The organism is Mycobacterium sp. M26, assembly GCF_001494595.1.
Taxonomy (GTDB): domain Bacteria; phylum Actinomycetota; class Actinomycetes; order Mycobacteriales; family Mycobacteriaceae; genus Mycobacterium.
On the sequence record NZ_LN929908.1, the window covers coordinates 2,650,947 to 2,663,241 of the forward strand.

General features: G+C 69.3%; 13 protein-coding genes and 4 pseudogenes. 4 read left to right on the forward strand and 13 right to left on the reverse strand.

The features are described from left to right. Positions 1-24 precede the first annotated feature (24 nt). Both BN3385_RS21965 and BN3385_RS21970 read left to right on the forward strand, forming a co-directional pair. Positions 25-594: a B-4DMT family transporter gene (locus BN3385_RS21965; protein ID WP_082690591.1), complete on the forward strand. Its 570-nt coding sequence runs from the start codon at positions 25-27 to the stop codon at positions 592-594. A 71-nt stretch (positions 595-665) separates the two neighbouring features. Next, complete coding sequence (locus BN3385_RS21970; RefSeq protein WP_231748789.1) at positions 666-1,481, forward strand: hypothetical protein; 816 nt, start codon at positions 666-668, stop codon at positions 1,479-1,481. Positions 1,482-1,485: 4 nt separating this feature from the next. Here the strand turns inward: BN3385_RS21970 and aroQ (BN3385_RS21975) are convergent, their stop codons facing one another. The 6 genes and pseudogenes from aroQ (BN3385_RS21975) to BN3385_RS21990 all read right to left on the reverse strand — a co-directional run. Then, complete coding sequence (gene aroQ / locus BN3385_RS21975) at positions 1,486-1,935, reverse strand: type II 3-dehydroquinate dehydratase (RefSeq protein ID WP_059019995.1); 450 nt, start codon at positions 1,933-1,935, stop codon at positions 1,486-1,488. Next, positions 1,932-3,029, reverse strand: a complete 1,098-nt coding sequence (aroB, locus tag BN3385_RS29060; RefSeq protein ID WP_059022297.1) for a 3-dehydroquinate synthase — start codon at positions 3,027-3,029, stop codon at positions 1,932-1,934. Before aroB (BN3385_RS29060) ends, aroQ (BN3385_RS21975) begins: the two co-directional genes overlap by 4 nt. 164 nt (positions 3,030-3,193) lie before the next feature. Continuing rightward, a pseudogene (locus BN3385_RS29065) lies at positions 3,194-3,689 on the reverse strand (shikimate kinase); the annotation flags it as partial. A gap of 5 nt (positions 3,690-3,694) precedes the next feature. Continuing rightward, positions 3,695-4,903, reverse strand: coding sequence for a chorismate synthase (aroC, locus tag BN3385_RS21985; RefSeq protein WP_197415255.1), 1,209 nt, complete (start codon positions 4,901-4,903; stop codon positions 3,695-3,697). A 63-nt stretch (positions 4,904-4,966) separates the two neighbouring features. Then, positions 4,967-5,128, reverse strand: a complete 162-nt coding sequence (locus BN3385_RS28340) for a hypothetical protein (RefSeq protein WP_156432847.1) — start codon at positions 5,126-5,128, stop codon at positions 4,967-4,969. Positions 5,129-5,141: 13 nt separating this feature from the next. After that, positions 5,142-5,930: pseudogene (locus BN3385_RS21990) on the reverse strand (M24 family metallopeptidase); the annotation flags it as partial. A 33-nt stretch (positions 5,931-5,963) separates the two neighbouring features. Between BN3385_RS21990 and BN3385_RS21995 the strand changes: the two are divergent. Together BN3385_RS21995 and BN3385_RS22000 are read left to right on the forward strand one after the other, a co-directional pair. Then, the gene (locus BN3385_RS21995) at positions 5,964-6,533 is read left to right on the forward strand and encodes a B-4DMT family transporter (protein WP_082690591.1); all 570 of its coding nucleotides are present in this window, start codon (positions 5,964-5,966) and stop codon (positions 6,531-6,533) included. Between the two features lie 71 nt (positions 6,534-6,604). Continuing rightward, entirely contained in the window at positions 6,605-7,420 is an 816-nt protein-coding gene (locus tag BN3385_RS22000; RefSeq protein ID WP_231748789.1) for a hypothetical protein, read from the forward strand. Between the two features lie 4 nt (positions 7,421-7,424). On the opposite strand, the gene aroQ (BN3385_RS22005) is transcribed toward BN3385_RS22000, so the two are convergent. From aroQ (BN3385_RS22005) to ruvX, 7 genes and pseudogenes are all read right to left on the reverse strand, one after another. Next, positions 7,425-7,874: a type II 3-dehydroquinate dehydratase gene (gene aroQ / locus BN3385_RS22005; protein ID WP_059019995.1), complete on the reverse strand. Its 450-nt coding sequence runs from the start codon at positions 7,872-7,874 to the stop codon at positions 7,425-7,427. Next, a complete protein-coding gene (gene aroB, locus BN3385_RS22010) occupies positions 7,871-8,968 on the reverse strand; it encodes a 3-dehydroquinate synthase (RefSeq protein ID WP_059022297.1) in 1,098 nt (365 codons plus the stop codon). Before aroB (BN3385_RS22010) ends, aroQ (BN3385_RS22005) begins: the two co-directional genes overlap by 4 nt. Then, positions 8,965-9,207 (reverse strand): annotated as a pseudogene (locus BN3385_RS29070) (shikimate kinase); the annotation flags it as partial. The gene aroB (BN3385_RS22010) and the pseudogene BN3385_RS29070, both read right to left, overlap by 4 nt. A 108-nt stretch (positions 9,208-9,315) precedes the next feature. Continuing rightward, a complete protein-coding gene (locus tag BN3385_RS22015; protein ID WP_502688111.1) occupies positions 9,316-9,723 on the reverse strand; it encodes a prepilin peptidase in 408 nt (135 codons plus the stop codon). Positions 9,724-9,742: 19 nt separating this feature from the next. Beyond that, positions 9,743-10,571, reverse strand: a pseudogene (locus BN3385_RS22020) (shikimate dehydrogenase). After that, positions 10,546-11,793: an endolytic transglycosylase MltG gene (locus BN3385_RS22025; protein ID WP_059019999.1), complete on the reverse strand. Its 1,248-nt coding sequence runs from the start codon at positions 11,791-11,793 to the stop codon at positions 10,546-10,548. Before BN3385_RS22025 ends, BN3385_RS22020 begins: the two are co-directional and overlap by 26 nt. After that, complete coding sequence (ruvX, locus tag BN3385_RS22030; protein ID WP_059020002.1) at positions 11,786-12,292, reverse strand: Holliday junction resolvase RuvX; 507 nt, start codon at positions 12,290-12,292, stop codon at positions 11,786-11,788. The genes BN3385_RS22025 and ruvX overlap by 8 nt, the downstream gene beginning before the upstream one ends. Positions 12,293-12,295 lie beyond the last annotated feature (3 nt).

Genomic DNA, 12,295 nt, shown 5'->3' on the forward strand with positions numbered 1-12,295 from the left:
CGGTACTCGCTACGCTGATGCCCCATGAACAGTTGGTTGTTGCGCGGACTGGCGTTCGCGGCCGGGATGGTTGTGGTCCGCCTGGTGCAGGGAACGCTGATCAACCAGTTCCCCACCAAGGCCGGATTGATCAGCATCGTGCTCGTGGTGCTGTTCGCCATCGCGGCCTTGATCTGGGGTCTGCTGGACGGTCGCGCCGACGCCAACGCCAACCCGGATCCCGACCGCCGCCGCGATCTGGCGATGACCTGGCTGCTGGCCGGGCTGTTCGCGGGCGTGGTCAGCGGCTTCGTCGCCTGGCTGATCTCGCTGTTCTACAAGGCGGTCTACGTCGAGGGTCTGGTCAGTGAGGTGACCACCTTCGCGGCCTTCACCGCACTCGTCGTGTTCATCCCCGCGATCGCCGCAGTGGCCATCGGCCGCTGGCGCGTCGACCGCAGCCGGCCGCCGCAGGCCCGCCGGCGGGTCACCGACGGCGCTGACGACACCGACGTGTTCGACGCGGTTCGCGATGACGACCGCACCGGCCCTGTCGCGGTCGGGGCACCTGCCACCGAACCGGTCGACTATCCCGAGGAACAGGGCAAAGCCTGACCCGTAACTGACGCGATTCCTCGGCGGGCGCCGTGAACCCCGATCAGTCGTGTACCTCCGATCAATGGAGCATGCTCACTTCGGCTGCCTCCATCTCGCAGTTGGCGGGTGTTCTCGGCGGTTTTCTCATCACCGCGATCGCGCTGCTGTTCGACCGGAGTAATCGCGAATCAGTCCACACCATCGCGCTGTTCTCGTCGGCGGTGCTGATTCTGATGCTCGACAGCTACCTGTTCAGCATCATGACCGGGTCGGTGGTGCCCGATGACGGTGACCGTCGCGGCATCTGCAGCATCGTGTGGACGCAGGGTGCCGTCTCGACCGGCATGCTCGCCGCGGGTACCACCGCACTGTTCGGCGGGCTGGGCTGGATGCTGGCCAGCCATGCGGTCAGTCGCTCAACCGACCAGGATGACGACGACATCCGCGATTACTGCTTCCTGGCAGATCTGGGTGGTTGGCTGACGTTCGCCGCGGCGATGGCGATGACGCTGGTGCTGAGCGAAACCTCGATCGACTACCTGCATTTCATGTACGGGGAGCGACCACCACTGTGGGTGGTCGGGCTCATCACCGTGTCGGCGGCCGCCATCATCCTGTTCAATTTCGGGCTGGTCTACGTCCGGACCCGGGCCCTGCGGCGGTCCATGGCCGATCTCGCGACCCCCACCCGAATCACCCTGCGCTCCATCAAGTTCGCCACGATCGCCATGACCCTGCTGGCCATCATCGGCGCCTGGCTGACGATGAGCATCAACCGATTCCCCAAGGACTGGCTGACCACGCCCAACATGGCCGTGGTGATCTTCGTGCTGGCGCTGACCTACATCGTGCCGTCACTGGTGGCGACGACGATCTGCAACTCGGTGGCCAGCACCAAGCAGTAGGACCTCAGTCTGCGGGGTCGGGCGAGACGGTCTCCGCCACATAGCGCAGGGCCAGCAGATAGCCCTGCACACCCAGACCGACGATCACACCGGTCGCCACCGCACTCAGATAGGAGTGGTGGCGGAATTCCTCGCGCGCATGCACATTCGAGATGTGCACCTCGATCAGCGGCCCGCGGAGCTCGGCGCACGCGTCCCGCAGCGCGATCGAGGTGTGGGTGAAGGCACCGGCGTTGATGATCACCGGATCACCGGCGTCGGCGGCAGCGTGGATCCAGTCGATCAGCTGGGCCTCGCTGTTGCTCTGCCGCACAACGGCTTCCAGACCGAGCTCGGTGGCCTTGGCTTCGATGGTGGCCACCAGGTCGTCGTAGGTGGTGCTGCCGTAGATCTCGGGCTCGCGGCGGCCGAGGCGGTCCAGATTGGGACCGTTGAGAACCAGAACCGTGGTCATGCGCTCTGCGCCACCTCCGCGTAGGCCGCCGCCAGCAGCGACGGGTCGGGACCTTCCAGCCGGCCGGGTTTGGCCAGTCCGTCGAGCACCACGAAGCGCAGCACGCCGGAACGGGTCTTCTTGTCTCCCGCCATCGTCTCGATCAGCTGCGGCAGCGCGTCGGCGTCGTAGCTCACCGGCAGCCCGAGGGCGGTCAGCACCGAACGGTGCCGATCGGCCGTGGCATCGTCGAGGCGGCCGGCCAGCCTGCCGAGTTCCGCCGCGAACACCAGTCCCACCGAGACCGCCGCGCCGTGGCGCCAGCGGTACTGCTCACGGCGCTCGATGGCGTGAGCCAGTGTGTGGCCGTAGTTGAGGATCTCGCGCAGCGCCGACTCCTTCTCGTCGGCGGCCACCACCTCGGCCTTGACCGCGATCGCCCGCCGGATCAGTTCGGGCAGAACGGTTCCGGCGGGGTCCACGGCAGCTTCCGGGTCCGCCTCGATGAGGTCCAGGATCACCGGGTCGGCAATGAAACCGGCCTTGACGATCTCGGCCATGCCGGCCACCAGTTCGTTGCGCGGCAGGGTTTCCAGCATGGCCAGGTCGACCAGCACGGCGGCCGGCTGGTGGAAGGCACCCACCAGGTTCTTGCCGGCGTCGGTGTTGATCCCCGTCTTGCCGCCGACCGCGGCGTCGACCATGGCCAGCAGGGTGGTCGGGATGTGCACGATGTCGACACCGCGCAACCAGGTCGCCGCGGCGAAGCCGGCCACATCGGTGGCCGCGCCGCCGCCCAGGCTGACGACGGCGTCCTTGCGGCCGATTCCGATGCGCCCCAGCACTTCCCAGATGAAGCCAACCACCGGGAGGTCCTTGCCCGCCTCGGCGTCGGGGATCTCGATGCGGTGTGCGTCGACACCCTTGTCGGCCAGGTGCGCGCGAACGGCTTCGGCGGTCTGGGCCAGCACCGGCTGGTGCAGGATCGCGACCTTGTGCCGCGACCCGAGTAACTCACCGACCTCGCCGAGCAGTCCGGTGCCGACGATCACCGGGTAGGGCGGATCGACGGCCACCTCGATGGTCACCGGGGCGGCCGGGGTGGTCTTGGTCATTTGCGAACTCCAGCGCGGCGGGCGGCCATCGCCGCCGGGGTGGCGGGCGTGACCGGTGCGGATTCGGTCGGGGTGGTACTGGGTGTGGACGGCGTTGGCTCGGAACGCTTTTCCGGCCGGTTCGCCGCCGACGAGCGTCGCCACGGCGGGCGCCGCCGCCGCGGCGGCTGCGGATTCTCCAGTCGTGCCACGATATGGCGGACGACCGCACCCGGGTTGCGGCGGTTGGTGTTGATCCCGGTACAGCGGCACCCGGTCGTTCATCAGCTTGCGGTACTTCTCGGCGTGGTCCGGACCCGCCAGCAGCGGGCGCACGGTGCTACCGCTGGTGCGCCGAACCCCTTCGGCCGCACTGATTTCCAGGAAGATCACAGTGTGACCGGTCAGGGCCTCCCGGACGCCGGGGGTGGTCACCGCGCCGCCGCCCAACGACAGGATGCCGTCGTGGTGGGCCAGCGCGTCGCGAATGACTTCTTCCTCGATGCGGCGGAACTCCGGTTCCCCGTCATTGGCGAAGATGTCGGCGATGGTGCGGCCGGTCTTCTCCTCGATCGCGGCGTCGGTGTCGAGCAGGGTGAGGCCCATCGCCTTGGCCAGGCGGCGTCCGATGGTCGATTTCCCCGAGCCGGGCAAACCGATCAGCACGGCCTTGGGCGCCACGTCGACTACCCCGATGCCCGGACGGCAGTTCCGGACGGCGTGCGCTGGGCAACCGTGGCGAGGTAACCGTCGATGTTGCGACGGGTCTCCTCCAGGGAGTCGCCGCCGAACTTCTCCAGCACCGCGCGGGCCAGCACCAGGGCCACCATGGTTTCCACGACAACTGCGGCGGCGGGTACCGCGCAGACATCGGAGCGCTGGTGGATGGCCACGGCCTCGTCACCGGTGGCCATGTCGATGGTGGCCAGCGCCCGCGGGACAGTGGAGATCGGCTTCATCGCCGCCCGCACCCGCACCGGCAGACCGTTGGTCATACCGCCTTCCAGGCCGCCGGCACGGTTGGTGGAACGCACCACACCGTCGGGCCCGGGGTACATCTCGTCATGGGCCTGGCTGCCGCGGCGGCGGGCGGTCTGGAAGCCGTCGCCGATCTCAACACCCTTGATGGCCTGGATGCCCATCACCGCGGCAGCGAGCTGGCTGTCGAGCCGGTTGTCGCCGCTGGTGAACGAGCCCAGCCCGACCGGAAGACCGTGGGCCACCACCTCGACGACGCCGCCCAGGGTGTCGCCGTCCTTCTTGGCACTCTCGATCTCGGCGATCATGCTGGCCTCGGCGGCCTTGTCGAAGGCGCGCACCGGACTCTCGTCGACAGCGGCCAGATCGTCCGCAGCCGGCGGCGGGCCGTCGTAGGGATCCGAGGCGCCGATGGAGATGACGTGGGACACCACCTCGACGCCGGCCACCTGGCGGAGGAATTCGCGTGCCACGGTACCGGCGGCCACCCGGGCCGCGGTCTCGCGGGCGCTGGCCCGCTCGAGCACCGGGCGGGCGTCGTCGAAGCCGTACTTGAGCATGCCGGCGAAGTCGGCGTGGCCCGGTCGCGGCCGGGTCAGCGGGGCATTGCGCGCGACATCGAGTTCGGCGGGGTCGACCGGGTCGGAGGCCATCACGGTCTCCCACTTCGGCCACTCGGTATTGCCGATCTCGATGGCGATCGGGCCGCCGAGCGTACTGCCGTGCCGAACCCCGGCCAGGATGGTGACCTGGTCCTGCTCGAACTTCATTCGGGCACCGCGGCCGTAACCCAGCCGTCGGCGGGCCAACTGACCGGCGATGTCCTCGGAGGTGACCCGGACACCGGCGACCATGCCTTCGACCATCGCTACCAGCGCGCGGCCGTGGGATTCACCAGCAGTCGTCCATCGCAACACGCGTCCCATCTTCCCACGTCGGCCATCCGGGACCCAATCTGCTCGGCGCCGGCGGGCGACGGGCTAGTGCCCCGGCCCCAGCGGCACGCCCGGGTTGGCACCCGGACTGGCTGCGGCGACGTCGTCGCCGGGGGCGCCGTTGTGGTGGCCGGGCGAGGCGGATTGCCCGCTGCCCTGGATGCCACCGTCGTGGATGGTGATGGTCACGCCGTCGTCATCGGCCATGGCGACCGCTGCCACGCCCGGCGCGAACGGCGTCGGCGACCAGGGTGTAGATCTCGCGCTGCCAGTCGGCGATCGAGCCGAGCACGAAGGTGCGGGTCATGTCCGAGTGGTAACCGCCGACCAGAGCGCCGAAGTCGATCTTCACGAAGTCGCCGGTGGCCAGGACGGCCTCGGTGGGCCGGTGGTGCGGGATCGCCGAGTTGGCTCCGGCGGCCACGATGGTCTCGAAGGACGGCCCGTCAGCGCCGTGCTCGAGCATCAGCCCCTCCAGCTCGCGGCCGACCTCTTTCTCGGTGCGGCCCGGCCGCAGCCCGCCACGCCGGATCAGCTCGGCCAGCGCGGCGTCGGCCGCCTCACACGCCAGCCGCAGCAGCGCCACCTCTCCGGCGTCCTTGACCTCCCGCAACGCCTCCACTACACCGGAGGCCCGCACCAGCTCCGCGGCCGACGAGTGCTCGCCGAGTTCGGTGGCCAGCGTGTCGAATCCGTCGACGGTCACCACATGGCTCTCGAAACCGATCCGCCCGGCCCCGTCGGTCACCGCCCGGCCGACCAGATGCCGCCCGCAGGCGCGCTCGATCACCGTCTCCAGATCCGGTGCCTGGCGGGCGGCCTGGGTGCGGTAGCGCGAGTCGGTGGCCAGCACCGCCGGCGTGTCGCCGGCGAACACCAGCAACGCCGCATTGGACCCGGTGAAACCCGACAGATAACGGACGTTGACCAGGTCACTGACCAGCATCGCGTCCAGTCCGTCGGCAGCCAATCGGGCGCCCAGCCGCTCTCGGCGTTGGGAATGTGTCACGGTCGCCGACGGTACTCGCTACGCTGATGCCCCATGAACAGTTGGTTGTTGCGCGGACTGGCGTTCGCGGCCGGGATGGTTGTGGTCCGCCTGGTGCAGGGAACGCTGATCAACCAGTTCCCCACCAAGGCCGGATTGATCAGCATCGTGCTCGTGGTGCTGTTCGCCATCGCGGCCTTGATCTGGGGTCTGCTGGACGGTCGCGCCGACGCCAACGCCAACCCGGATCCCGACCGCCGCCGCGATCTGGCGATGACCTGGCTGCTGGCCGGGCTGTTCGCGGGCGTGGTCAGCGGCTTCGTCGCCTGGCTGATCTCGCTGTTCTACAAGGCGGTCTACGTCGAGGGTCTGGTCAGTGAGGTGACCACCTTCGCGGCCTTCACCGCACTCGTCGTGTTCATCCCCGCGATCGCCGCAGTGGCCATCGGCCGCTGGCGCGTCGACCGCAGCCGGCCGCCGCAGGCCCGCCGGCGGGTCACCGACGGCGCTGACGACACCGACGTGTTCGACGCGGTTCGCGATGACGACCGCACCGGCCCTGTCGCGGTCGGGGCACCTGCCACCGAACCGGTCGACTATCCCGAGGAACAGGGCAAAGCCTGACCCGTAACTGACGCGATTCCTCGGCGGGCGCCGTGAACCCCGATCAGTCGTGTACCTCCGATCAATGGAGCATGCTCACTTCGGCTGCCTCCATCTCGCAGTTGGCGGGTGTTCTCGGCGGTTTTCTCATCACCGCGATCGCGCTGCTGTTCGACCGGAGTAATCGCGAATCAGTCCACACCATCGCGCTGTTCTCGTCGGCGGTGCTGATTCTGATGCTCGACAGCTACCTGTTCAGCATCATGACCGGGTCGGTGGTGCCCGATGACGGTGACCGTCGCGGCATCTGCAGCATCGTGTGGACGCAGGGTGCCGTCTCGACCGGCATGCTCGCCGCGGGTACCACCGCACTGTTCGGCGGGCTGGGCTGGATGCTGGCCAGCCATGCGGTCAGTCGCTCAACCGACCAGGATGACGACGACATCCGCGATTACTGCTTCCTGGCAGATCTGGGTGGTTGGCTGACGTTCGCCGCGGCGATGGCGATGACGCTGGTGCTGAGCGAAACCTCGATCGACTACCTGCATTTCATGTACGGGGAGCGACCACCACTGTGGGTGGTCGGGCTCATCACCGTGTCGGCGGCCGCCATCATCCTGTTCAATTTCGGGCTGGTCTACGTCCGGACCCGGGCCCTGCGGCGGTCCATGGCCGATCTCGCGACCCCCACCCGAATCACCCTGCGCTCCATCAAGTTCGCCACGATCGCCATGACCCTGCTGGCCATCATCGGCGCCTGGCTGACGATGAGCATCAACCGATTCCCCAAGGACTGGCTGACCACGCCCAACATGGCCGTGGTGATCTTCGTGCTGGCGCTGACCTACATCGTGCCGTCACTGGTGGCGACGACGATCTGCAACTCGGTGGCCAGCACCAAGCAGTAGGACCTCAGTCTGCGGGGTCGGGCGAGACGGTCTCCGCCACATAGCGCAGGGCCAGCAGATAGCCCTGCACACCCAGACCGACGATCACACCGGTCGCCACCGCACTCAGATAGGAGTGGTGGCGGAATTCCTCGCGCGCATGCACATTCGAGATGTGCACCTCGATCAGCGGCCCGCGGAGCTCGGCGCACGCGTCCCGCAGCGCGATCGAGGTGTGGGTGAAGGCACCGGCGTTGATGATCACCGGATCACCGGCGTCGGCGGCAGCGTGGATCCAGTCGATCAGCTGGGCCTCGCTGTTGCTCTGCCGCACAACGGCTTCCAGACCGAGCTCGGTGGCCTTGGCTTCGATGGTGGCCACCAGGTCGTCGTAGGTGGTGCTGCCGTAGATCTCGGGCTCGCGGCGGCCGAGGCGGTCCAGATTGGGACCGTTGAGAACCAGAACCGTGGTCATGCGCTCTGCGCCACCTCCGCGTAGGCCGCCGCCAGCAGCGACGGGTCGGGACCTTCCAGCCGGCCGGGTTTGGCCAGTCCGTCGAGCACCACGAAGCGCAGCACGCCGGAACGGGTCTTCTTGTCTCCCGCCATCGTCTCGATCAGCTGCGGCAGCGCGTCGGCGTCGTAGCTCACCGGCAGCCCGAGGGCGGTCAGCACCGAACGGTGCCGATCGGCCGTGGCATCGTCGAGGCGGCCGGCCAGCCTGCCGAGTTCCGCCGCGAACACCAGTCCCACCGAGACCGCCGCGCCGTGGCGCCAGCGGTACTGCTCACGGCGCTCGATGGCGTGAGCCAGTGTGTGGCCGTAGTTGAGGATCTCGCGCAGCGCCGACTCCTTCTCGTCGGCGGCCACCACCTCGGCCTTGACCGCGATCGCCCGCCGGATCAGTTCGGGCAGAACGGTTCCGGCGGGGTCCACGGCAGCTTCCGGGTCCGCCTCGATGAGGTCCAGGATCACCGGGTCGGCAATGAAACCGGCCTTGACGATCTCGGCCATGCCGGCCACCAGTTCGTTGCGCGGCAGGGTTTCCAGCATGGCCAGGTCGACCAGCACGGCGGCCGGCTGGTGGAAGGCACCCACCAGGTTCTTGCCGGCGTCGGTGTTGATCCCCGTCTTGCCGCCGACCGCGGCGTCGACCATGGCCAGCAGGGTGGTCGGGATGTGCACGATGTCGACACCGCGCAACCAGGTCGCCGCGGCGAAGCCGGCCACATCGGTGGCCGCGCCGCCGCCCAGGCTGACGACGGCGTCCTTGCGGCCGATTCCGATGCGCCCCAGCACTTCCCAGATGAAGCCAACCACCGGGAGGTCCTTGCCCGCCTCGGCGTCGGGGATCTCGATGCGGTGTGCGTCGACACCCTTGTCGGCCAGGTGCGCGCGAACGGCTTCGGCGGTCTGGGCCAGCACCGGCTGGTGCAGGATCGCGACCTTGTGCCGCGACCCGAGTAACTCACCGACCTCGCCGAGCAGTCCGGTGCCGACGATCACCGGGTAGGGCGGATCGACGGCCACCTCGATGGTCACCGGGGCGGCCGGGGTGGTCTTGGTCATTTGCGAACTCCAGCGCGGCGGGCGGCCATCGCCGCCGGGGTGGCGGGCGTGACCGGTGCGGATTCGGTCGGGGTGGTACTGGGTGTGGACGGCGTTGGCTCGGAACGCTTTTCCGGCCGGTTCGCCGCCGACGAGCGTCGCCACGGCGGGCGCCGCCGCCGCGGCGGCTGCGGATTCTCCAGTCGTGCCACGATATGGCGGACGACCGCACCCGGGTTGCGGCGGTTGGTGTTGATCTGCTAGCCGTGAACTGATCATGTGTCCTCCCGCCACGGGGAACGCCGGCGCGGCAACGCCCGATACCGGGGTGGCGGGATGTGCTCCAGGGTTGGCAGTATCCGGCCGGCTCAGAACACCGCCAGTGCCGCCGCGCTCAGGCTGGCCACACACATCGACGGGCCGTGCGGCAGCGTCCGGACCCGGCCCGCCAGGCCGCACACCGCGGTCAGCAGCGGGGCACCCAGGGCCGCGAGCACCCACACCTCCGGCCCGAACGCCCCGGTCAGCGCACCCAGGCCGATCGCGAGCTTGACGTCTCCGGCACCCATCCCACCCGCGCTGACCACATGGACGATCAGATAGAGCGCGGCCAGCCCGAGCGCGCCGACCACGGCGGGTACGCCGCGGCCGGCCACTGTCGCGACCACCAGCACCACGGCGGCGCCGGGCAGCGTCAGCCGGTTGGGCAGGCGTCGCTGCTGGATGTCGTAGCCGCTCAGCGCGACGGCCCAGCCGAGCACGGCCGCGCAGCCCAACCATCGCATGGGCGGCAGGCTAACCCAGCGCGGCCGCCATCTGGGTGCGCGGAGCAGGTTGGCCTGTGAATTGTTCGACCTGGCTGAACGCCTGGTTCAGCAGCATCTGCAGCCCACTGATCACCTCACCGCCGGCGGCCTGCACGGCGGCGGCCAGCGGCGTGGGCCACGGGTCGTAGATGGCGTCGAGCAGCACCGGCACCGGCGCGAAGGTGGTGGCGTACGCGGCGGCCGCGTCAGCCGGGATGGTGCTCACCAGCACGTCGGCGGTGGCCACCACGGCGGGCAGATCAGCCGCATCCAGGGCGCAGAAGCCGGTGGCCACCCCCACCGCGCTGCCGAGCTCGAGCAGCCGGGCCGCCTTGTCGCGGTTGCGGGCGACCACGGTGATCGAGGTGACCCCCAGCTCCCAGCTGGGCCAGGCCCGCCACGGCCGCCGGCGCGGTACCGCCCGAACCGAGCACGATCGCCCGCTGCAGGTCGCGGTGGCCGGCCAGGGCACCGGCCACCCCGTCGATATCGGTGTTGTCCGCCCGCCAGCCGTGATCGGTGCGCACCAGGGTGTTGGCCGAGCCCACCAGCTCGGCACGCCGGGTGCGTTCGTCGGCGAACTCCAGGGCAGCGAACTTACCGGGCATCGTCACCGACACGCCCACCCATTCCGGGCCGAATGCACCCACCAGAGAAGGCAATTGGTCGGCGGTGCACTCGATGCGCTCGTAGGTCCACTCGGTCAGGCCCAGCGCCCGGTAGGCCGCCAGGTGCAGCAGCGGTGACTTCGAGTGTGCGACAGGCGAACCCAGCACCGCCGCCTTACGGGCACTACCGTGCGGAATCGAGGACACCATTGCGCCGGGCCAACTCGATATTCGTCAGGTGCTGCTGATAGTCCTTGGTGAACAGGGTGGTGCCCTCCAGGTCCACCGTCACGAAGTACAGCCAGTCCCCCGGCTCGGGCCGCTCGGCGGCGGCCAGGGCCTCATCACCGGGCGAGCAGATCGGGGTCGCGGGCAGGCCGTCTGAGGCGTAGGTGTTCCACGGTGTCACCTGGGCGCGGTCGGCGTCGGTGGTGGCGACCTCCTGGCGGTCCAGCGGGTAGTTCACCGTCGAATCGAATTCGAGGCGCTGCGGGGCGGCCAGCCGGTTGTAGATGACGCGGGCGACCTTGGCGAAGTCCTGCGGCTTGGCCTCCCGCTGCACCAGCGAGCCGACCACCAGGATTTCGTAGGGCGACAGGTTCATCGCCTTGGCGGTGTCCAGCAGACCGCCCTTGACGTAGTGGGTGGTGCTCTCGGCGATCAGCGTCGCCAGGATGGCCTCCGGCGTGCCGGACGGGTCGACGTTCCAGGCTCCGGGTGCGATGAGGCCCTCGAGCCGACGGTGGTTGCCGCCCAGCGACAGCACCGGCTGCATCGCCCACTCCGGGATGTTGAGCGCGGCGGGCTCGGTCTGCTCGGCCGCCTTGCGCAGCCCCTCGGCGGACACACACTTGCGCTGGCCGTTGAGCTCCACGCAGCTGGCATTGGCGATCAGCGTGAAGATGCCGTCGGTGGTCTTGTCGGAGCCGACGGCCTTGACGTCGTCGAGTTGCCTGCCCTCCGGAATGACCAGCTTGCCTACCCGGTTGGCCGGGTCGGCCAGCCGCGTCACGGCCGCCGAGGCGGACATCTCGGTGCGCATCTTGTAGTAGCCGGGCTGGATCGCCGCGATCGCCGCGTTGTCCTTGGAGGCGTCGACGAAGGACTTGACGTTGGCCACCACGTTGGTGTCGCGCAGGGTCTGGGCCACCTGGGTGGTGGAGTCCCCGTCGTGCACCTGCACGACGACGTCGTCCTTGCCCTCACCGGTGTACTCGCTGGTGCCGCCGAAGATCTTGATACCGAGGAACACCAGCGCCACCACGACGGCGATGAGCACACCCAGTGCCCCGAGCCCGATAGCCCTGCGGCGGTTCTGGTTTCGCCGCGCGCGGACCCGATCGAGCCTGCTCATCCGGCCACGCGGCGCGCCGACGGCCTCCGGCTCGGCGCGGTCGTAGTCGTAGCGGCCGCTGTCATAAGGGTCAGGCATCGTCGCTCTCCGGCTGATGGGATGCCGCGCTGCGGCGTTGGTCGAGCCAGCCCTGCAGGATCCCCACAGCGGCGGCTTGGTCGATGACTCCGCGTTGCGCCTTGGCGCGCACACCGGCCTCACGCAGCGATCGCTGCGCAGCCACGGTGGTCAGTCGTTCGTCGGCAAGGCGTACCGGGACGGGCGCGATCCTGTCGGCCAGGGCGTCGGCGACCTCGACGGCGTCCTGCGCCGAGGTGCCGGCGCGGTCGGCCAGGGTGCGCGGGAGCCCGACGATCACCTCGACGATGTCGAACTCCTCGACGAGGTTTGCGAGCCGGCGCAGGTGCTTGCCCGTGCGTTCGCGCCGGACGGTCTCAACCGGGGTGGCGAGGATGCCGTCCGGATCGCAGACAGCCACCCCGATCCGCACGGTGCCCACATCCACACCGAGGCGCCGGCCACGGCCCGGGTCATCGTCCCCGGGCCGGTCGGGCACACGGTTGTGCGCGGGCAGCACTGA